The sequence below is a fragment of the Streptomyces sp. NPDC048248 genome (assembly GCF_043201875.1).
In the GTDB taxonomy this organism is placed as follows: Bacteria; Actinomycetota; Actinomycetes; order Streptomycetales; family Streptomycetaceae; genus Streptomyces.
In genome coordinates, this window is the sequence record NZ_JBICZL010000005.1 from 389,723 (window position 1) to 410,031 (window position 20,309).

The window sequence follows — 20,309 nt, forward strand, 5'->3', positions numbered from 1 at the left end:
GAGGTGCATCCCTGTGATCCTGCTGCTGTCGACGTCCGACACCGACCTGCTGAGCGCCCGCGCCGCCGCAGGCCCCGTGCCGTACCGCCTCGCCAACCCCGCGCGCCTCGACCTCGACGAGCTGCCCGCGCTGCTGGAGGGCACCGACCTCGTCGTCGTCCGCCTGCTCGGCGGCATCCGTGCCTGGCAGGAGGGCCTGGACCTGCTGCTCGCCCAGGAGCGGCCGGTCGTCGTCCTCACCGGTGAACAGGCTCCCGACGCCCAGCTGATGGAGGCGTCCACGGTCCCGGTCGGCATCGCGGCCGAGTCGCACGCCTACCTCGCGCACGGCGGCCCCGCCAACCTCGACCAGCTCGCCCGCTTCCTGTCCGACACGGTGCTGCTGACCGGCCACGGCTTCGAACCGCCCGCGCCCGCCCCCACCTGGGGACAGCTGGAGCGCCCGGACGCCCGTACGGACATCGAGGGCCCGCTGGTGGCGGTGCTCTACTACCGCGCCCACCACATGAGCGGCAACACCGGCTTCGTCGACGCGCTCTGCGGCCGGATCGAGGAGGCCGGTGGCCGCCCGCTGCCGCTGTTCGTCGCCTCGCTCCGCGCGCCCGAGCCGGAACTGATCGACGCCCTGCGCCCGGTCGACGCGATCGTCACCACCGTCCTGGCCGCCGGCGGCACCAAGCCCGCCGAGGCATCGGCCGGCGGCGACGACGAGTCCTGGGACGCAGGCGCGCTCGCCGCCCTGGACGTACCGATCCTCCAGGCCCTGTGCCTGACCGGATCGCGGGCCGCCTGGGAGGAGAACGACGAGGGGCTGTCCCCGCTGGACGCCGCCTCGCAGATCGCCGTCCCCGAGTTCGACGGCCGGCTGATCACCGTCCCGTTCTCCTTCAAGGAGGTCGACGAGGACGGACTGCCCGTCTACGTCGCCGACCCCGAGCGGGCCGCCCGGGTCGCCGGCATCGCCGTGCGCCACGCCCGCCTGCGCCACATCCCGGCCGCAGACAAGCGCCTCGCGCTGGTGCTGTCCGCGTACCCCACCAAGCACTCCCGCATCGGCAACGCCGTCGGCCTGGACACCCCGGCCAGTGCCGTCGCCCTGCTGCGCCGACTGCAGGCGGACGGCTACGACTTCGGCGACGAAGAGGTCCCAGGACTGGTCTCCGGCGACGGCGACGAGCTGATCTACGCCCTCATCGAGGCCGGCGGCCACGACCAGGAGTGGCTCACCGAGGAGCAGCTCGCCCGCAACCCCGTCCGCATCCCGGCCGCCGACTACAAGCGCTGGTACGCCATGCTGCCGCAGGAACTGCGCGAGTCGGTGGAGGAGCACTGGGGCCCGCCGCCCGGCGAGATGTTCCTCGACCGCTCCCGCAACCCCGAGGGCGACATCGTCCTCGCCGCCCTGCGCCGCGGCAATCTGCTGATCCTCATCCAGCCGCCGCGCGGCTTCGGCGAGAACCCGATCGCGATCTACCACGACCCCGATCTGCCGCCCTCGCACCACTACTTGGCGGCCTACCGCTGGATCGCCGCCTCCCAGGACGACGGCGGCTTCGGCGCGGACGCGATGGTCCACCTCGGCAAGCACGGCAACCTGGAGTGGCTGCCCGGCAAGAACGCCGGCCTGTCCGCCGCCTGCGGCCCGGACGCGGCGCTCGGCGACCTCCCGCTCGTCTACCCCTTCCTGGTCAACGACCCGGGCGAGGGCACCCAGGCCAAGCGCAGGGTGCACGCCACCCTCGTCGACCACCTCGTGCCGCCGATGGCCCGCGCGGAGTCCTACGGCGACATCGCGCGCCTGGAGCAGCTCCTCGACGAGTACGCCGCCATCTCCGCCATGGACCCGGCAAAGCTGCCCGCCATCCGCGCGCAGATCTGGACGCTGATCCAGGCGGCCAAGCTCGACCACGACCTCGGTCTCGAGGACCGCCCCGACGACGACGGCTTCGACGACTTCCTGCTGCACGTCGACGGCTGGCTGTGCGAGGTCAAGGACGCCCAGATCCGCGACGGTCTGCATGTCCTCGGCGGTGCGCCGGAAGGCCCCGCGCGCGTCAACCTCGTGCTGGCCATCCTGCGCGCCCGGCAGATCTGGGGCGGCACCTCCGCCCTGCCCGGTCTGCGCGAGGCGCTCGGCCTGGACGAGTCGGCCGCCACCCGGACCGCCGCCGACGACACCGAGGAGCGCGCCCGCGCCCTCGTCCAGGCGATGGAGGACGCGTCCTGGGACCCGGCCGCCGCGCAGCGGGTCGCCGCCGAACTCCCCGCCGCCCAGCGGGAGCCGGTGACCGCCATCCTCACCTTCGCGGCCCGCGAGGTGGTCCCCCGGCTCGCCGGCACCACCGACGAGATCGACCACGCCGTGCACGCCCTCAACGGCGGCTTCGTCCCGGCGGGCCCCTCCGGGTCGCCGCTGCGCGGCCTGGTCAACGTCCTGCCGACCGGCCGGAACTTCTACTCCGTCGACCCCAAGGCCGTCCCGTCGCGGCTCGCCTGGGAGACCGGCCAGGCCCTGGCCGACTCCCTCCTGGAGCGCTACCGCGCCGACAACGGCGACTGGCCCACCTCCGTCGGCCTGTCGCTGTGGGGCACCAGCGCCATGCGCACCTCCGGCGACGACGTGGCCGAAGCGCTGGCGCTGCTGGGTGTCCGCCCGGTCTGGGACGACGCCTCGCGCCGGGTCACCGGCCTGGAAGCCATCCCCGCCGAGGAGCTCGGCCGTCCCCGCATCGACGTCACCCTGCGCATCAGCGGGTTCTTCCGCGACGCCTTCCCGCACGTCATCGGCCTGCTCGACGACGCCGTACGGCTCGCCGCCGACCTCGACGAGCCGGCCGACGTCAACTTCATCCGGGCGCACGCCCAGGCCGACCTCGCCGCCCACGGCGACGAGCGCCGCGCCACCACCCGGATCTTCGGCTCCCGGCCGGGGACGTACGGCGCGGGCCTGCTCCAGCTGATCGACAGCCGCGACTGGCGCACCGACGCCGACCTCGCCGAGGTCTACACCGTCTGGGGCGGCTACGCCTACGGCCGGGGCCTCGAAGGCCGCCCGGCCCGCGACGAGATGGAGACGGCCTACAAGCGGATCGCGGTGGCCGCCAAGAACACCGACACCCGTGAGCACGACATCGCGGACTCCGACGACTACTTCCAGTACCACGGCGGCATGGTCGCGACGGTCCGCGCGCTCAAGGGCACCGCGCCCGAGGCGTACATCGGGGACTCCACCCGCCCCGAGACGGTCCGCACCCGCACCCTCGTCGAGGAGACGTCCCGCGTCTTCCGCGCGCGGGTGGTCAACCCCCGCTGGATCGAGGCGATGCGCCGCCACGGCTACAAGGGCGCCTTCGAACTCGCGGCCACCGTCGACTACTTGTTCGGCTACGACGCGACCACCGGCGTCGTCGCGGACTGGATGTACGACAAGCTCGCCCAGACCTACGTCCTGGACCCGGAGAACCGCGCCTTCCTCCAGGACGCCAACCCCTGGGCCCTGCACGGCATCGCGGAGCGCCTCCTGGAGGCGGAGTCCCGGGGCATGTGGGAGAAGCCGGACGCCGAGACGCTGGCCGCCCTGCGCCAGGCGTTCCTGGAGACCGAGGGTGATCTGGAGGGCGAGGACTGACCCGCCCGGCGCTTCGGTGATCTGCCCGCGCGGGCAGATCACCGAAAGCCGCGCCCCTTGCCTGCCGTCCGCCCCCTCAGCCCCTGGTCAGCCTCCTGTGACGGAGAAGTCCGGACCGATGGTGAGCGTCACCTCGCCCGGCGTCGCCTCGGCCGACGGGCTGAGCTTCGCGTGGGGGAGGCGCGAGGCGAGGACGCGCGCCGCGGTTTTGAGGTCCGCCGGGTAGCTGACGGCGGTCTTGTCGGCGGCGGGGGCGTTGCCTGTGGTGGTGACCGTGAAGCCGAGCTTGCGCAGCTGCTCCGCGGCGGCGGCGGCCCGGCCGGGGGTGCCGGTCCCGTTGAGCACGCGGACGCGTACGGCGTGCGCGGTCACCGGGTTCTTGGCGGCCTGCGCGAGCTTCTCCTTGCCGGCGGCGCCGATCTCCCGGTCGTGGGCGAGATCGCTGAACAGGTCCCCGGCCTGCGGGTACTGCCAGACGACATTGGCCCGGTCGGTGGGCACGTCGGCTTCGCGGGGGTAGTTGGGCACGGTCAGGAAGGTCAGCCGGTCACTGGGGATGTCCTTGACCGTCGCGGCCAGGTCGTAGAGGGGCTTGAGGCCGGCCAGGTCCTTGTCGGTGGTGATCGACTTGGTGGCCGAGTCCAGGAAGTCGTAGAGCTCGCCTGGACTGGTGAGCTTGGACTGGGCGCGGACGGCCAGCGCCTTCATGAACTCCTGCTGCCGGCCGATCCGTCCGAGGTCGGAGCCGTCGCCGACGCTGTAGCGGGTACGGACGTAGCCGAGCGCCTTCTCGTCCTTGACGGTCTGACAGCCGGCCTCCATGTCCAGGTGGGCCTTCTTGTCGTGGATGGCGTGCTCGGGGCAGACCTTTATGCCGCCCAGGGCGTTGACCATCCCCTTGAAGCCCTGGAAGTCGACCGAGGTGAAGTGGTCGATGCGCAGACCGGTGTTCTTCTCCACGGTCTTGATGGTGCACGCCGCGGCCTTGCCGATGTCGCCGCCCTCCCCGCCGATCGAGAAGGCTTCGTTGATCTTGAAGTGGTGCGGGGCGGAGCTGCTGCCGTTGCCGCGCCGGCACGCCGGGATCTGCACCCAGGAGTCACGCGGGAAGGACACCGCGGTGGCCCACTCGCGGTTGGCGGCGATGTGCAGCACCATCAGCGTGTCCGACTGCATCGTCGTCAGGCCCTTGCCGTACTTGGCGTTGGCGCCCGCGCGGCTGTCCGAGCCGACCACCAGGATGTTCTTCGAGCCGGGGCTGAGGTTGACGGGCCGGTCGCCGCCGAGCCCGATGTCCGCGCCACGGATGTTGGCGTCCAGGTGCTGGTAGATCCAGGCGCCGGCGCCGGTCACCGTGAGCAGCAGCGCGCCGAGTACACCGGCGGACCAGGCCACGATCCGGCCGCGGCGGGTCATGCGCACCTTGCCTGCCTTGCGGGAGCCGCGGCCGGCCCGGCGTGCGGAGCGAGCGGGCGGATGCGGTCCGCCGGACCTGCGGCGGGCGCCGCCGTCCGTCCCGGACGTACGGGAGGCGTCAGTGGCCCCTCGGTCGTCCCGCTGGTGGATCTGCCTGTCATGCACGGCCGGTTGCCCTTCTGGTCCTTCTGGTGCTTCGTGGGGGAGAGAGCGGCAACGGCGGCCGTGGGTGGCGGCGGAGCAGCGTGCGAGGGCCGGTGGGGAGGGGGCTTGGTCAGATACCGGTGCTGGTCAGCAGTCGTACCGACTCGGGGTCGTAACGCAGCCACCGGGGGGTGCTGCCGCCGGGCAGAGTGCGCAGCCGGCACCACAGATCGCCCGCGCCGTCCGTCCACCAGGCGCTGATCCGGCCCAACTGCCATGTGCCGTCCGGGGAGTGGACCTCCACGGGTTGATAGACCCATCGCACCTCCGCCTCCGGTGGCGGGCAGTCCCAGGTCAGGAGTCCGCACCTCGTCGCCATCTCCCCCTCCGGCCGCGCCTGTTGCATCCGCCGGAAACTCTACCGGCAGTATCTACAACACTGTAGAAGTTGCCCGAAATGCATCGGAACAGCCCGAGAAATCAGGAGAGTCAGAGATCAGTGTGCCCGCACACGGGCGTGACCGCTCCGAGAACGACGAACGGGGCTACCGCCGTGTTGGGCGGATGCGGCAACGGCGCGTGGGGCGCGTGGGAGCCGAGCGCGCGCGGGCCCGAACGGCGGGAGAGGGAGCGTGCGGGGTGCAGAGAGGCGTGCGGGGTGCACGGGGCCTGCGGGAGCACGGATATACGAGGCGCGGGCGGTGGTTTGCGATGGCCTCCGCGTACGACCGAGCCAGGAGGGCCGGCGCCCCGGTCAGTTGCCGCCGCCGGGCGCGGGGCGATCGGCGGCGGGCTCCTGCCGCTCTTCCGGCACGCGGTCGAGAAGGGCGCGCAGCAGTCGCGCGTCCCGCGGGGAGAGCGCGGCGGCGAAGCCGGTGAGGACGGCGTCCCGGTCCGGTTCGCCGTCCAGCACGCGGTGCATCCGCAGCGCCGCGAGCCCGGCCTCGTCGGCGGTCGGCGTCCAGAGGTAGGCGCGGCCGGCCCGCTCGCGGGTGACGGCCTTCTTGGCGTGCAGCCGGGAGAGGATCGTCACCACGGTGGTGTACGCGAGGCCGCCGCCGAGCTGCTCCTGGACACGGGCGGCGGTCGCCGGACCGGGCGCGCGGTGCAGCGCGGTGAGCACCTGGGCCTCCAGCTGCCCCTGCCCGCGTCGGCGACGCCCCTGGTCGGCGGGGGCGGGCGCAGCCGGGCCGGTGCGGGCGTCGGGATCGGCGTCGGGGTCGTGCGGGGAACCGGAGCGGGCGGGGTTCTCGGGGCTGCGGGGCGCGCCGGAGCCGACGGGGCCTTCGGCCGGCTCTCTGTGCGGCTCCTCGTTTCGCTCCTCGCCGCGCCCTTCGCGTGCCTCCTCGAAGGGATCGCCCAGGGCTTCCCCGGAGGGCTTCCCGCCCATGCCGTCGTCTCCCGTCGCACCAGGTGCCCCGCTGCCGGGACGTCGGGGCATCCTACTGAGCGCCCGGGCCCCGGCTAAGGGCCTGGGCGCTGGTGTTCCGGGCGCCGGGCCCGAGCCGGCGGCCGCCGGGCGCCCCGGGGTCCCGACCGGCTCGACCGACCCCCGGAGGACTCCTCGACATCGGTGGGCCGTCGTTCCGTCATCGCCGCTTACGCCCGTGTTCCTCCCGTATCAACCCTCTCGGGCGGATTTCCGGGCCGGGGGCGGAGTACGGTGGAGGAAACCGAGGGGACCACGTACGTCGGCAGTCACGCCGCTCTCGTCCTCGGATCTCCACAACACCGGGCGCGCAAGGGACCTGCGGCGATCCGCCCCGAGTGAGGTGAGCACCATGCAGACTCTGCTGACCGTGATCGTGCTGCTCGCGCTGGTGGCGCTGGGGGCACTCTTCCTCGTCAAGTTGAATTCCCAGTCCGCCGGACGGCTCGCGACCCACAGACATCCGGCACCACCGCGGCACCACCAGGCCCATCGTCCCGCTCATCGCTTCTGGGCGCGCAAGACCACGCAGGACGAGAGCCCCACCATCCATCCGGGCAGCCACGCGGCACAACGACCGCCGCGCGACCCCCTGACGGACGACGACGCGCGCCCCCGAGACTGGCGATGACCTGTGAACATCTGTGCCGATCCGCAGCCGGCCGCCGACGCGAGCACCCCCAGCTATGACACGCGTCATGCCGCACCGCACACGGATCACCCGCTGCCGGCGCCGGGCCTGGCCGAAATCCGGATCGTCTCGGCCACCCCCGAGGCTGCCCGGCAGGTCGCCGAGGTCATCCACCGCGTCTTCGCCGGTGAGGAACAGCGCAGCTACCCCGCCGGCGACGACGGCAGCGGCACGCGGCTGTACCTCACCGTCGACACCCTGCGCGAGGTCCACACCTCGCGCGGCCCCGCGCTCTCCGCTCCGCCGCGCCGCCGTGGCCGGTACGGCAGCGGGACCGACACCCTCGACGGGCGCGTGCACCACGGCGAGTCCGGCTGAGTCCGCGGCCGGAGCCGGGGCCCCTGCCGGACAGCCGACCGAACCGCTCGTCCCCTCCCTCCGTCCCTCCGTCCCTTCGTCCTTCGTCCCCGCCCACGGAAGCAGCCCGACGCCCCGGCCGCCGCTCCACCATCCCCGAGGCACCTGGAGTGTCTGTGTCAGCGCATCCCCCCGCATCCACCACCGGCCCGGCCCAGGGGCCGCAGCAGCAACCGTCGCGCAAGCAGGAGTACGACGGCGTCTCGCCGTTTCCCACCGACGGCCCCGAGCCACCGCCCAGTAGCGGGCGGCGGATGTATGTGACGGTGACCGGCATCATCGTCCTGGCCCCGTTCGTGGGCCTCGCCATCGCCATCCCGCTGCTGTGGGGCAAGGTCGTCGGCCCCACCGACCTCGTGCTCGCCGCGGTGTTCTACGTCATCAGCGGCCTGGGCGTCACCGTCGGATTCCACCGCGGCCTGACCCACGGCAGCTACACCGCGAAGCCCGCACTGCGCATCGCCCTCGCCATTGCCGGGTCGCTGAGCTTCCAGGGCGACGTCATCGACTGGGTCGCCACCCACCGCCGCCACCACGCCTTCACCGACCGGCCGGGCGACCCGCACTCCCCCTACCGCTACGGCACCAGCCTGGGCGGACAGCTGCGCGGCCTGGTGCACTCGCACATCGGCTGGCTGTTCGGCAACGACCCCACCTCGCACGAGCACTACGCGCCCGACCTGCTCGCCGACCGCGGGATCCGTGCGGTGGACCGGGCGTTCCCCGTGCTGTGCCTGGTCACCCTCGGCCTGCCGTTCCTGCTGGGCTGGGCCATCGGCGGCTCCTGGGTCGCCGGTCTGACGGCCCTGCTGTGGGCGGGCTTCCTGCGTATCGCCCTGCTGCACCACGTCACCTGGAGCGTCAACTCGCTCTGCCACCTGATCGGAGAGCGGCCGTTCCGCACCCGGCGGCACGACCGGGCGACGAACCTGTGGCCGCTGGCGCTGCTCTCGTTCGGCGAGAGCTGGCACAACCTGCACCACGCCGACCCGACCTGCGCCCGGCACGGCGTCGACCGCGGTCAGATCGATCTATCCGCCGGGCTGATCCGGATCTTCGAACGCCTCGGCTGGGTGTACGACGTCCGGTGGCCGGACCCGGCACGGGTCGCGTCCCGCCGCATCGAGGCGGCGAGCAGCGCCTAGAAGACCCGGGCCACGCGCTGTCACCGCACAGTCCGCACTCCGTCAGGAGCACTCCATGACCACCGCCCTCGGCGCCCGGCCCGACCATCCCGCGCCGCCGCTCGTCTCCCGGCTGACCATCGCGCCGCACAGCGGGCTCCCACGCCGGATCGACGGCGCGTGGTGGCCGCACTCGGCGGACCTGGTGACCGAACTGCCGGAACTGCTCGGCGCGCTGCCCTTCGACTGGCTACCCATCACCCACGCCACGGTGAGCGGCCCGCTCTGGCCCGCGCTGCCCGGCCGGCTCCTCGTTGCCGGCCATGTCGTCCGGCTGCGCAGAATCGCCGACCGCCCCGGCCCGGACACGATCTGCCTGGTCTCGCACGGCAACGGCCGCTGGGACCTGCTGGTCATCCCGCCCGCGGCGCCCGAGCCCGAGGCCATACGGATCATGGCCGAGATGGCTGCGACCACCGGCCTGACGTCGGCCTGACATCGGCCTGACGTCCGTCTGACCACCACGGGGCCCGGCCGTCTGCGGTCGGGCCCCGCGTGACGCCGACGGTCCCCGGGGCGACCGGCACGATGCCGACCCCCGCAACACGACGCCTGCGGCACGTACTGCGGACGAGTGGCCGACTACTGCGTACGAGTGCTGTTCATCCGAAGAACGCCGATCCAGAGGCGTCGCTCCACGGTTCCTCGCATTGCGTACTCATCATAAGAAAACGCAACAGATCCCCCTGTGGATCCGGTGCCGACCCACCCGTGGATCTCCCGGAGAGATCCTCACCGAAAGCGAGGGACCATGGCTGCGACCAAGGTCATGAAGTTCTGGGCGGTGTGCCTGGCCGTGCTGGGCAAGCTGCTCGCCGCACTGGGCGTCTCCGCCCCGGCCGCGGCGGCACGCAGAGAGGCCGCGCTGTACGAGGCCACGACGCGCCCGGCGATCCCCTTCACCCCGGCGCAGCGCGGCCCGAGCACCCCGCCGGACCCCGACCCCGGGACCGCAGGCGTCCCCGCGAAGCCCCCGGCGCCGCGGTACGACCAGGGGAGTTCCCTGGTCCGGATGCTCAGCCGTCCGCAGCTGCCGCCCACGATCAAGCAGCGCATCCGCGCCGAGGCCCACGGCGCCTCACCGACCTCGCGCACGCGCCTGGCCAACGGCGTCGAGCCGCTGTCCACCCTCCCCGTGGAGGCCGCGCTGCACTCCGGCGTCCAGACGATGCCCGCGGCCATCCCGGCGGCCCGCCGCCGCGAGCACGCCCCCTGCGCGCACTGAGCCCGGGACAAGGAGCAGCAAAGAAGCGGAGCAGCACGCATCGCCGACGCCGAGGTGACGGACCGACGCCGCAGCACGCAAAGACGCAGCAGGACACGCAGCAGCTCCATGGCGCAGGCACCACGCAGACCGGCACGGCGGAGCAGGCACACGGAGACCGCAACGAGACGGAGAAGACGTAGAGGCGCGGCGACGTAGGGCCCGCGAGCCCCGGAGCCGTACGGCCGCAGCGGCGTAGAGCGACGAAGACTTCCTCGGCGAGCCACAGGGCACGGCCCTGCCGGCCACGCCGCCCCCGCTGCGCATCCGGGAGTGGCCCGCCCGCCCGCGGCTCGCGACCACGGGCTGCGAACGCGCCCGCCCGCAGGCCCGCTACCGCGCCACCGCCACCAGGTGCCGCGTGAACCAGTCCCGGGCCAGGTCGGCGACCTCGTCCAGGGCGCCCGGTTCCTCGAAGAGGTGCGTCGCGTCCTCGATGACCTCCAGCCGGTTCTCGCAGCGCAGCTCCGCCTGCGCCTGCCGGTTGAGGTCCAGCACGGTCGTGTCGCTGCCGCCCACGATGAGCAGCGTCGGGGCGGTGACGTCGGCGAGCCGCGCCCCGGTCAGGTCGGGGCGGCCGCCGCGCGAGACCACCGCGCCGACATCCGCGCCCGGGGACGCGGCGGCCCGTAGTGCCGCTGCCGCGCCGGTGCTCGCGCCGAAATAGCCGACCGGGACGGCCTCCCGGTCGCGCAGCCAGCGGGTGGCGCCCGCGAGCCGTTGCGCCAGGGTCCCGATGTCGAAGACGTTCGCCCGGTCCGCTTCCTCCGCGGGCGTGAGCAGGTCGAAGAGCAGCGTGCCCAGGCCCGCCCGGTTCAGGGCGGCGGCCACCGCCCGGTTGCGGGGGCTGTGCCGGCTGCTGCCCGAGCCGTGCGCGAACATCACCACGGCTCCGGCGCCGTCCGGCAGCGCCAGGTCACCGGCGAGCCGTACGCCGCCCGCGTCCACATCCACCGCCGTCACCTCCCTCATCAGCCCGGCTGCGGGTGGGGGCCGCGCGGTCCGGGCGTGACCTCGGCCCGGGCGAGCAGGGCGACGACCTCCTCGTCCGGCGTCTGGGAGAAGTCCGCGTACCACTCGCCGACGGCGGCGAAGCCCAGCGGCGTCGACAGGCAGACGAACTCATCGACCGTGGTGCGCAGCCGGGCCGCCGCGTCCGGAGGCGCCACCGGGACGGCGAGCACCACCCGGGCCGCGCCCTGAGCCCGCACCACCTGGCACGCGGCGGCTGCCGTGGAGCCGGTCGCGATCCCGTCGTCCACCACGATCGCCGTCCGGCCGTCGAGGGGCAGTCGCGGCCGCCCGGCCCGGAACCGCTGCGCCTGCCGGGCCAGCTCCGCCTCCTCGGTCCGCTGGACGGACTCAAGATCCTCGGGGCGGACCCCGCCACGCCGTACGACATCGTCGCTGATCACCCGCACCCCGCCCTCGCCGATGGCGCCGAAGCCCAGCTCCGGGTGGTAGGGCACGCCGAGTTTGCGGACCACGATCACGTCGAGGGGGGCGCGGAGAGCTCTCGCGACCTGGAAGGCCACCGGGACGCCGCCCCGGGGCAGTCCCAGCACCATGGGGTCGTCGTCAGCCAGCCCCTGCAGCGCCTCGGCGAGGCGGCGGCCGGCGTCCGCGCGGTCAGTGAACAACACGGTGTTCACCCCCTGCGAGGGGAGACGGTAACCACGTTCACACCTGCTTCGAAACAACCTCATGTGCGGACATTTCGCAAGTCGGGGCGGTGGCGGCCGCCGCCGTCGGCCCGCCGGGCTACGGTCGCCCGTATGGAACGAATCGGAGCGGTCCTGATCGACATCGACGGCGTGCTCACGGTCTCCTGGAAGCCCCTGCCCGGCGCCGTCGAGGCGATGGAACAGCTGCGCGCGGCGGATCTGCCGCTGGCGCTGGTCACCAACACCACCTCGCGCAGCCGGGCCGCGATCGCCGAGAAGCTCTCCCGGGCAGGCTTCCCGATCGCCGCCGACGACATCCTGACGGCTCCCGCCGTGACCGCCGGATACCTGCGGGAGCACCACCCGGACGCCCGCTGCCTGCTCCTCAGCAGCGGTGACGTCCGGGAGGACCTGCGGGGCGTCACGCTCGTCGAGGAAGGGGACGCCGGCACACCGGACGTGGTCGTGCTGGGCGGCGCGGGCGAGGAGTTCGGCTACCCCGCGCTCAACGCCGTCTTCCGGCATCTCCAGCACGGTGCCCGGCTGGTCGCCATGCACCGCAACCTCTACTGGCGTACGGCGGACGGGCTCGACCTCGACACCGGCGCCTTCCTCCCGGGCCTGGAGCGGGCGGCGCGGGTGGAGGCCGCGGTCACCGGCAAGCCCTCAGCGGAGTTCTTCGCGACGGCGCTTGCGCACCTCGGCGCCACGGCCGGCACCACGCTCATGGTGGGCGACGACATCGAGTCCGATGTGCTGGCCGCCCAGCGCAGCGGCATCACCGGCGTCCTCGTCAGGACCGGCAAGTACCGGCAGGAGACCCACGAGGCGGCGGACGCCGCCCCCGACCACGTCCTCGACAGCTTCGCGGACCTCCCCGGCCTGCTGGAAGGCCGGACATAGCGCCGGAGACCGCCCGCCGCTTCGGGCTCACCCCGACCGGGATTCACTCCCGCCCCACCGGCGGCACCTCGCCCCCGCCGTCCGTTCCGTCTTCTCCCACCACTCCCTCTGCCCCGGCTTCTTCCGCCAGCGCGGCGATGCCGGCGGCCGTCCACGGCCCGTCGGCGCCCGGGCACCCGGCCACATACTCGGCGGCCTGCCGCACGCTCCAGCCGTGCGCGGCCGTGATCCCGGCGATGAGATGCCGCAGGTACGCCCCGGAGGGCGCGTTGACCGCGACATCCGACCTCTGCCACGGGCAGGTGAAGGTCAACACCGGGCAGCCGTCCAACTGCCCCGGGCACACCAGTGTTTCGTACCGCCCCGGACCCATCCGTGCCCTGCCCCGCGCGAGCACCTCCGTCAGGTCGAGATCCTCCCCCGGCTCCCGGTACATCTCCTGCGCGACGATGTCGGAGAACTGCTGGGCGGTCAGCAGATAGGCACGGCCGGGAACTTCGCCGACCGCCCCGGGGTCGTAGAAGGCCCGGCCGCCGGTCCACACCTCCGACTCGGTGGCGAAGTAGACCAGCCCCGGCAGCAGGACCGCCTCCGTACGGGCCGGCCCGCGCGGATCCCGGCAGCCGGGAGAGGCCAGCCGCCCACCCGCAGGACGGCCCCCGTGGAGGTAGGCGGCCAGCCGGTCCAGATGCATGTTGGACCCGTACGCCGCGTACCAGACGTCCCGGACGGGCCGGTGGAACCCGCCGAGAGCTTCGAGCCGTCGGGGCCTGATCACGTACTCACTCCTGGGTCGTCGTGGCATTCCGCTGCCATCGGGCTTGAGCCCTCCCCGTTCCGCCGAAACAGGAAACCGGGCACCTGAGGCCCATGAGGGGTTCCGGGGGACCCACGAACAACCCCGCCTGGGGCTACCCCCACCCACACTGTGCTGCCTGCCGGATGGGCCGAACGCCCCCGCTCAACAACCCTGACCACATGCCGACTTACCACCCCGACGCATCCGACACCCCGCCCACCCCCAACCCCCCTCCCGCCCGCCATTCCACTCCCTCCCGGCGCTCGCAGCGGGCGTTACTCCTCGCGCTCTCCGCCACCGCCGTCGCGGCGACCCTGGTGACCGCCCCCGCCCGGCCGGCCCACGCCGAGCCCGCGCCCCGCACTTCCGCCGCGCCGGCTCTCACCTGGCGGCCCTGCGCCCCGTCCACCGGCCCCGCCGACCTGGAGTGCGCCACACTGCCCGTACCGCTCGACCACGCCGACCCGAACGGCCCACAGATCTCCCTCGCCGTGACGCGTCTGCGCAGCGAGCGGCCCGCGGCGCGACGCGGGACGCTGCTGCTCATCCCCGGCGGACCGGGTGGGTCCGGCGTGCGACACCTCGCGCAGAAGGGGGCCGCACTGCGCAAGGAGATGGCCGGTGCGTACGACATCGTCAGCTTCGACCCGCGCGGCGTCGGCGGCAGCACGTCCACGAGCTGCGTGCTCGAACCGGATGACCGGCACCTGGTGTCCCTGCGGTCCTGGCCCGGCCCGGACGGCGACATCGCGGAGAACGCCGCCAGGTCCCGGCGGATCGCCGACGGGTGCGGCCGGCACGGGGGAGCGGTGCTGCGCAGCCTCTCCACCGCGAACGAGGTACGCGACATCGACCGCTTCCGTCAGGCGCTCGGCGAGCGGAAACTGTCGGCCTGGGGCGTCTCGTACGGGACCTACGTCGGCGCCGTGTACGCGCAGAAGTACCCGCAGCACACCGACCGTTGGGTGCTGGACAGCGCGGGTGACCCCGACCCGGCCCGGGTGGAGCGGGGCTGGCTGGCGAACACGGCGGTCGGCGTGGAGGACCGTTTTCCCGACTTCGCCCGGTGGGGTGCGGACCCCGCCCGGGACGAAGAAGGGCTACGACTGGCCCAACGGCCCACGGATGTACGGCCGTTGTTCCTCGCGCTGGCGGCGAAGCTGGATCGCGAGCCGAAGGAATCGACCACCCCGGGCGTCCCGCTGACCGGCAACCGGCTGCGGCTGGCCCTCCAGATCGCCCTGCAGGACGACGACCTCTTTCCCGAGCCGGCCCGGCTCGTCCGGGCGGCTCAGGACCCGGCGGCGAAGCCGGTCCTGCCCGCCGCTCTCGCCGGTCCCCTGCCGGACCGTGACGCGGCAGTCACCATGGCCGTCATCTGCAACGATGTGCGCTGGCCAGGGTCGGTGTCCACGTACCGGCGCGCGGTGGCCGAGGACCGTGTCCGCCACCCCCTCACGGCCGGAATGCCCGTCAACGTCACGCCGTGTGCCTTCTGGAAGGACCGACCGGCCGAGGAACCCACCCGGATCACCGCCGAAGGCCCGTCCAACATCCTGATGGTCCAGAACCTGCGTGACCCCAACACCCCGTACGCAGGCGCCCTGAAGATGCGCGCCGCCCTCGCCGACCGCGCCCGTCTCGTCACGGTCGACCACGGCGGCCACGGCGTCTACCTCGCCAACGGCAACCCGTGCGCGGACCGCACCGTGAACACCTTCCTCACCGAGGGCCGACGGCCGGACGCGGACATCACCTGCGGGGACTGAACCGAGCGGCCGTGGCGCAACCTGGCGGTGACGGGGCGGGGGCCGGACCGGGACCGGCCCCCCCTGCCTCGCCGTAGCCGCCTGCCTCTCAGCGGAGGCGTGCCGCGTGGCCGCCCTCGGAGTCCCAGACCGCGACCACGGCCATCTCCACCTCCTCCGCAGTGCGTCGTTGCTCGGCCGCGGCCATCAGACCGCTCGCGGTGAGAGGGTTCAGCGGATTGGCGGCCTCGGCCATGAGCCGGGCCGCCTCGGCCGTGCCGGTCTCCGGCGGAATCACCAGCAGGTCCCAGCGGCCGGTGCGGTAGGAGAGCAGCAGCAGTTTGTGCGGGTCCTGCTCGGCCGTGAACCAACCGACGCGCATCACATGGCCGTCAACAGGCACTTTCCGCGGGATGACCGACCAGAACGCGGGGTTCACCGTGGCGTGTGTGATCCGCCCCCACAGCGGGTCGAGCGCCGCCGCAAGTACGGGGAGTTCCGCCGCGAGGTCGCGGGAGTGGGGCCACCATGCCCCGTCGAGCAGGGCCGGAGCGGTGCCGGCCGGTGCGAGCGTGAGGCGAAGAGGGAGCGAGGAAGTCCGGCCTTCCGTCGCCGGCGTGTACAGAATGGTCGCGGTCATGACGCGAACCCTGCCCCGGGTCGGTCAAAACCCGCCCGGTGTCGTGAATCGCCGAAAACGACACGGGCGTGGAAGCCGGTGTGCGAAATATCCTCGGTATCTCCAGATTACTCCCGAAACGGCTTGCCGGGCCGACGCGAAGCCAGGAATTCGCGCCTGAATTCATCGGCCGGAGTGATCGACCCGAGGCGAGCCGGCACGCGAATATGGGGGCACACGACAACGACCCCGGCGTATTCAGCGCCGGGGTCGCCCTTCCGGGCGGTGACACGTGAGAGTGCACCTACCCGATCCCCATTTTACCGCGATGCCAGGCCGGGGCCGCTTCGGGAAATTCGGCTGGGGCGGAGACCACGGCCCAGGCCCGGCGGAAGCGCTCCACGCGGTCTTCCGGAGCGGCGGAGGTGCCGCCCCTTGCCGTGGGCCGGAGACCTCAAACCGGCACCCGCACCCGGCAGGGGGCTGTTGCAGGGCTGTGACAGCCGATATCTCATCGCAACCTGTCTGAACAAGTTAAGCGCCTGATACATGTGGGACACAGCTGTCGGCAGCAGCCGCCGCATGGGCGGCGAGGCGGAAGGGGCGGAAGCGGAACGCAGCTCCGGTGGACAACCCTGGCTATTTTGTCGCAGGTAGAAGGCATGTCATGCTGTCGGCCCAGCTCTGCTGCGGTGGGTGTTCCGGTGTCCGGCGCAGCGGGCATCGCGCTGTGAGGACTGCGACACAGGCCGCCTCGCCCTTACGGGAAAGAGCCGCCGAAGCACCGGAGCTGTGCACAACTCCGACCAGCAGGAGCGGCCTTCACGGCGCGGTGAGGGCCGGCTCCCACGGGCGCTCCGCGACGCCCGCCCCTCCAACGACCAGGAAGCGGACGATATGCGACCGGTAGGCAGCAAATACCTGCTGGAAGAGCCGCTCGGGCGCGGCGCTTCCGGCACGGTGTGGCGAGCCCGCCCCACCGGCACACAGGACGCGCCGAGCGACACCGAAGCGCCGGGCGCCACCGTCGCGATCAAGGTGCTCAGGGAAGAGCTGGCCGGCGACCCCGACGTGGTGCTGCGCTTCCTCCAGGAACACTCCGCGCTCCGCCGCCTCACCCACGCCAACATCGTGCGTACCCGCGACCTGGTCGTCGAAGGCGACCTGCTCGCGCTGGTCATGGACTTCATCGACGGCCCCGACCTGCACCGATACCTGCGGGAACAAGGCCCCATGGAACCGCTCGGAGCGGTCCGGCTCACCGAACGGATCGCGGACGCCCTGGCCGCCAGCCACGCCGACGGCGTCCTGCACCGCGACCTCAAGCCCGCGAACATCATGCTCGCCGACACCGATGCGGACGACGCCGGTGACATACGGCCGATGCTCACGGACTTCGGCATCGCTCGGCTGGCCGACGCCCCCGGTCTCACCCGCACCCACGAATTCGTCGGAACACCCTCCTACATCGCACCCGAGTCCGCGCTGGGACACCAGCCGACCTCCGCCGTCGACATCTACAGCGCCGGAATCCTGCTTTACGAACTGATCGCGGGACAGGCCCCATTCCAGGGCGGCACCGCACTGGAAATACTCCACCGCCACCAGAGCGAGGAGCCCGAGCGCCCCGCGGGATTTCCCCAGCCCGTCTGGACCGTCGTCGAGCACTGCCTGCGCAAGGACCCCCTCGAACGCCCCAGCGCCGCAAGCCTCGCCCGTGCCCTGCGCGCGATCACCGAGGAGACCGACGAACCGGCCCTGCTGCCCGAGTCGGCAGCCGATCCCGCCGCGCTCCTGCCCCCGGACCCGCAGCCCACCCTCCTTCGCGCCCCGATGCAGCCTCTGCGTACGGACACCGTCGTCACCGGGGCGCCCCATGGCGGAGACGCAACGGCAGGCGGGGCAGGCGCCGTGGCGGAGCCGCGTGAGAGCCGTCCGCAGGAGCGCGACGAGGACGCGGCGGAAGCCCCCTCCTCCGGCCGCCCGCCGAAGTGCCCGCACTGCGGAGCAGCCCAGCCGGCTCGCGAGGCCGCGGCTGATCCGCGAAGTCCGTCGGCACGTACCGGGAAGGCCGACCGCCCCCGCCGCCGCATCCTCCTCAAGGCATCGCTCGCACTCGTCGTGCTGATCGTCCTCGCGGGTCTGGCCGTCTGGAGCATCCCGCCGCTGCACGACTGGGTGACCGGCGGCGGGAGCATGCGACACCAGATCGGCCACTGGTACACGAGCCTGAAGCACTGGGCGGGGTCCCTCGGCGGACGCTGACCGGCGCGAAGGGAGACGCGGGGCGGGCTCAGAAAACGCCCTTGTATCCCTGCCAGCCCGTCGCGATCCTCGTCCGGGACGTGAAGGAGCCGTTGCCCTTGCCGTCGTTGCGGTAGAGGTTCCCGGCCGTGTCCCGTACGACCAGGTCGTTCCTGCCGTCAGAGGTGAGGTCGCCGACGCCCACGATCGCGTTGTACGACAGGCCCCAGTCGCTGAACACCGTCACCCGGTCCCGGAGCGTGCCGCTTCCCGTGCCGTCGTACCGGTACAGCGTGCCGGTCTTCGAACGGGCCAGGACGTCACCGAAGCCGTCCCCGTTGAGATCACCGACGCCCACGATGTGCGAGTAGGACGTCCACGCCGAGCGGATCTTCCGTCCGCTCGCCAGTGTGCCGTTCCCGTTGTTGGCGAAGAGGTAGAGGTCGCCGGTCGATGCCTTGCGGGCGAGCAGATCGGTGCGGCCGTCCCCGGTCAGGTCACCGGGAGCGGTCAGTACGTTGTACGCGTTCCACCCGGTCCCCAGCGATGCGTGACTGCCGGCCGGTGTGTAGGCGCTGCCGCACTTCCCCGCGTACCGGCGCAGTTCCCCGCCCGGCATCCGTACGAGCATCTCGGCACAGCGGTCGCTGCCCATGTCACCGAACGGAACGGCCGTCGAACCGGCCGGCCAACCGGAGCCGGAACGCTTCCAGTTGAGGACACCCTTGCCCTCCGTGAAGTGCAGGGTCAGGCCACCCGACGCGTTGAGCGTGACGAGTTCGCCGTAGCGGTGGCCGCCCTGATCGTGGTGTCCCTGGCGGCCACCACTCATCCCGACCTTCCCGCCGGCGCCGTACGTGCCCGGCCCCTCGGAAGCCGTTGCGGTCAGCGCCCAGCTGTACATCCCGTTGTAGGCGTACGTCCCCGCGTCGGTCCTCCCGTCCCAAAGGACGTCCGCCTCCGTGCTCGCGCTTCCCGCAAGCCTGCGCACCGTCCGGCCCGCCTCGTCCTTGACCGTGAAGGTCCACGTCACCGGCTTGCTGAACTGCCATGTGGCGGCCCACGGGGAGTCTTCGACGTCCATGGCCTCGTCATCCACCTCGGACTCGATCTTCGCCAGCGGCTGCGAAGGGACCCCGCTGGGCACGACGTGCACGGCCGCTTCGGGGCTGACGTAGGCGATGTCCCCACCGAACTTGTCGACCGCCCAGGTCAGCCTGCGCTGGTCGGCGGTGGTGCCGGCCGGCAGCTCCGCGATTACCCGGGGCGCGGCGCTCGCTCCGGTGTGGAAGTCGGTGAGCAGCAGCTTGCCCGCGGTCCTGTCATGGCGCACGAGGTAACCGTCGCCGGCCATGGCGGGCCCGGACGGGACCGCGAAGCTCTTCTTCGCCGTGCGGTCGTAGACGCCCGCCGCGCCTGCCGAGCCGCAGCTCCAGTACACCCAGCGCCCCACGGCCTGGAGCTCCTTGATCGCGCAGGGCGCGCCCGTGGCAAGGGTCTCGACGACCTTCTTCTGTTCGAGGTCCGTCACGGTGACGGCGCCCGCGGTGGTGCCCGCACTCCACAACTGGGTGCCCCACACGGAGGCCGCGGAACGCGAACGGGTCATCCGCACATCGGTCGAGCGGTACTTCTCGACATCGTCGACGTACAGCTTGCCGGTCGACTGCGCCTCGTACGCGACGTAGCGGCCGGTCATGTCCACCAACCGCGCCCCGGTGACGGCGGGTTCACCGAAGCTTTGCAGGGCGTCGGGCCCGGTCCTGACCTGGACCCGTTCCTGCCCGTCGTCCACGAAAACCACTCCGACGCCGCCCGTGCCGGAGCCGACGAGCGGAACACAGGAGCCCGCATCGCACGGCACCCGCTTGATGTGGTCCCCGTCGGCGTACCGGTCCGCGTACGCCATGGGCACCCGGGCGGACGCCGTGGATCCGTCCGGTGCGATCTTCCGCGTCATCACGTAACCGTCGCCGGACGCACTGCGTTCCACGGTGCTCAGCGTGCCACCCGCGAAGTCGATGCCCCAGACCTCGTCCGTCCGCAGTGGCAACGGCGAATCGACGGCACTCGCACCGCTCACCGTCGTGCCCCCCGCAACGACGGCCACCACAGCGGCCAGGGCGACACCCCGGCGGCGCAGCCTGCGGACGGACAGAACGACATGACGTCTCAAAGAGGCCTCCCAGAACACCCGACCCGCCGCTGCGGCTCGACGA

15 protein-coding genes and 1 pseudogene are annotated in these 20,309 nt (G+C 72.6%); 9 read left to right on the plus strand and 7 right to left on the minus strand.

What is annotated here, in order from left to right; translation table 11 throughout:
- The first annotated feature begins 13 nt into the window (after positions 1 to 13).
- Positions 14 to 3,628, plus strand: coding sequence for a cobaltochelatase subunit CobN (gene cobN, locus ACGFZW_RS13105; RefSeq protein WP_393893153.1), 3,615 nt, complete (start codon positions 14 to 16; stop codon positions 3,626 to 3,628).
- Positions 3,629 to 3,715: 87 nt separating this feature from the next.
- Here cobN and ACGFZW_RS13110 read toward each other — a convergent pair whose 3' ends face one another.
- From ACGFZW_RS13110 to ACGFZW_RS13120, 3 genes are all read right to left on the minus strand, one after another.
- Positions 3,716 to 5,044: an LCP family protein gene (locus ACGFZW_RS13110; protein WP_393893281.1), complete on the minus strand. Its 1,329-nt coding sequence runs from the start codon at positions 5,042 to 5,044 to the stop codon at positions 3,716 to 3,718.
- A gap of 274 nt (positions 5,045 to 5,318) precedes the next feature.
- Positions 5,319 to 5,594, minus strand: a complete 276-nt coding sequence (locus ACGFZW_RS13115; protein ID WP_393893154.1) for a hypothetical protein — start codon at positions 5,592 to 5,594, stop codon at positions 5,319 to 5,321.
- Between the two features lie 348 nt (positions 5,595 to 5,942).
- Positions 5,943 to 6,323, minus strand: coding sequence for a BlaI/MecI/CopY family transcriptional regulator (locus ACGFZW_RS13120; RefSeq protein ID WP_393893282.1), 381 nt, complete (start codon positions 6,321 to 6,323; stop codon positions 5,943 to 5,945).
- Positions 6,324 to 6,969: 646 nt separating this feature from the next.
- Here ACGFZW_RS13120 and ACGFZW_RS13125 point away from each other — a divergent pair.
- From ACGFZW_RS13125 to ACGFZW_RS13145, 5 genes are all read left to right on the plus strand, one after another.
- Positions 6,970 to 7,248 carry a hypothetical protein gene (locus ACGFZW_RS13125; RefSeq protein WP_393893155.1) on the plus strand — a complete coding sequence of 93 codons (279 nt, stop codon included), beginning with the start codon at positions 6,970 to 6,972 and terminating at the stop codon, positions 7,246 to 7,248.
- A gap of 3 nt (positions 7,249 to 7,251) precedes the next feature.
- Positions 7,252 to 7,626: a hypothetical protein gene (locus tag ACGFZW_RS13130; RefSeq protein ID WP_393893156.1), complete on the plus strand. Its 375-nt coding sequence runs from the start codon at positions 7,252 to 7,254 to the stop codon at positions 7,624 to 7,626.
- A 293-nt stretch (positions 7,627 to 7,919) separates the two neighbouring features.
- Positions 7,920 to 8,810 carry an acyl-CoA desaturase gene (locus ACGFZW_RS13135; RefSeq protein ID WP_393893283.1) on the plus strand — a complete coding sequence of 297 codons (891 nt, stop codon included), beginning with the start codon at positions 7,920 to 7,922 and terminating at the stop codon, positions 8,808 to 8,810.
- A gap of 55 nt (positions 8,811 to 8,865) precedes the next feature.
- On the plus strand, positions 8,866 to 9,285 hold the full coding sequence (locus ACGFZW_RS13140) for a DUF5994 family protein (RefSeq protein ID WP_393893157.1): 420 nt from the start codon (positions 8,866 to 8,868) through the stop codon (positions 9,283 to 9,285).
- A 315-nt stretch (positions 9,286 to 9,600) separates the two neighbouring features.
- Positions 9,601 to 10,074: a DUF6344 domain-containing protein gene (locus ACGFZW_RS13145; protein ID WP_393893158.1), complete on the plus strand. Its 474-nt coding sequence runs from the start codon at positions 9,601 to 9,603 to the stop codon at positions 10,072 to 10,074.
- A gap of 372 nt (positions 10,075 to 10,446) precedes the next feature.
- Here the strand turns inward: ACGFZW_RS13145 and ACGFZW_RS13150 are convergent.
- A pseudogene (locus ACGFZW_RS13150) lies at positions 10,447 to 11,756 on the minus strand (phosphoribosyltransferase family protein).
- A 132-nt stretch (positions 11,757 to 11,888) separates the two neighbouring features.
- On the opposite strand from ACGFZW_RS13150, the gene ACGFZW_RS13155 reads away from it, so the two are divergent.
- Positions 11,889 to 12,680 (plus strand): TIGR01458 family HAD-type hydrolase, encoded by a 792-nt coding sequence (locus ACGFZW_RS13155; protein ID WP_393893159.1) that lies wholly within the window; start codon positions 11,889 to 11,891, stop codon positions 12,678 to 12,680.
- 43 nt (positions 12,681 to 12,723) lie between these two features.
- Here the strand turns inward: ACGFZW_RS13155 and ACGFZW_RS13160 are convergent, their stop codons facing one another.
- Positions 12,724 to 13,458: a histone deacetylase gene (locus ACGFZW_RS13160; RefSeq protein WP_393893160.1), complete on the minus strand. Its 735-nt coding sequence runs from the start codon at positions 13,456 to 13,458 to the stop codon at positions 12,724 to 12,726.
- Between the two features lie 200 nt (positions 13,459 to 13,658).
- Here ACGFZW_RS13160 and ACGFZW_RS13165 point away from each other — a divergent pair, with 200 nt between their 5' ends.
- On the plus strand, positions 13,659 to 15,248 hold the full coding sequence (locus tag ACGFZW_RS13165) for an alpha/beta hydrolase (protein WP_393893161.1): 1,590 nt from the start codon (positions 13,659 to 13,661) through the stop codon (positions 15,246 to 15,248).
- Positions 15,249 to 15,336: 88 nt separating this feature from the next.
- Here ACGFZW_RS13165 and ACGFZW_RS13170 read toward each other — a convergent pair whose 3' ends face one another.
- On the minus strand, positions 15,337 to 15,867 hold the full coding sequence (locus ACGFZW_RS13170) for a DUF5994 family protein (RefSeq protein ID WP_393893162.1): 531 nt from the start codon (positions 15,865 to 15,867) through the stop codon (positions 15,337 to 15,339).
- A 771-nt stretch (positions 15,868 to 16,638) separates the two neighbouring features.
- On the opposite strand from ACGFZW_RS13170, the gene ACGFZW_RS13175 reads away from it, so the two are divergent.
- Positions 16,639 to 18,111, plus strand: a complete 1,473-nt coding sequence (locus ACGFZW_RS13175) for a serine/threonine-protein kinase (protein ID WP_393893163.1) — start codon at positions 16,639 to 16,641, stop codon at positions 18,109 to 18,111.
- Between the two features lie 28 nt (positions 18,112 to 18,139).
- Here the strand turns inward: ACGFZW_RS13175 and ACGFZW_RS13180 are convergent, their stop codons facing one another.
- Positions 18,140 to 20,266, minus strand: a complete 2,127-nt coding sequence (locus ACGFZW_RS13180) for an FG-GAP-like repeat-containing protein (protein ID WP_393893164.1) — start codon at positions 20,264 to 20,266, stop codon at positions 18,140 to 18,142.
- Between the last annotated feature and the right edge of the window lie 43 nt (positions 20,267 to 20,309).

Excerpts from the sequence above, each read along its gene's own strand:
- ACGFZW_RS13110 (WP_393893281.1), bottom strand. The coding sequence starts at position 5,044 with ATGACCCGCCGCGGCCGGATCGTGGCCTGGTCCGCCGGTGTACTCGGC.
- ACGFZW_RS13115 (WP_393893154.1), bottom strand. The coding sequence starts at position 5,594 with ATGCAACAGGCGCGGCCGGAGGGGGAGATGGCGACGAGGTGCGGACTC.
- ACGFZW_RS13125 (WP_393893155.1), top strand. The coding sequence starts at position 6,970 with ATGCAGACTCTGCTGACCGTGATCGTGCTGCTCGCGCTGGTGGCGCTG.
- ACGFZW_RS13135 (WP_393893283.1), top strand. The coding sequence starts at position 7,920 with ATGTATGTGACGGTGACCGGCATCATCGTCCTGGCCCCGTTCGTGGGC.
- ACGFZW_RS13140 (WP_393893157.1), top strand. The coding sequence starts at position 8,866 with ATGACCACCGCCCTCGGCGCCCGGCCCGACCATCCCGCGCCGCCGCTC.
- ACGFZW_RS13145 (WP_393893158.1), top strand. The coding sequence starts at position 9,601 with ATGGCTGCGACCAAGGTCATGAAGTTCTGGGCGGTGTGCCTGGCCGTG.
- ACGFZW_RS13155 (WP_393893159.1), top strand. The coding sequence starts at position 11,889 with ATGGAACGAATCGGAGCGGTCCTGATCGACATCGACGGCGTGCTCACG.
- ACGFZW_RS13165 (WP_393893161.1), top strand. The coding sequence starts at position 13,659 with ATGCCGACTTACCACCCCGACGCATCCGACACCCCGCCCACCCCCAAC.
- ACGFZW_RS13170 (WP_393893162.1), bottom strand. The coding sequence starts at position 15,867 with ATGACCGCGACCATTCTGTACACGCCGGCGACGGAAGGCCGGACTTCC.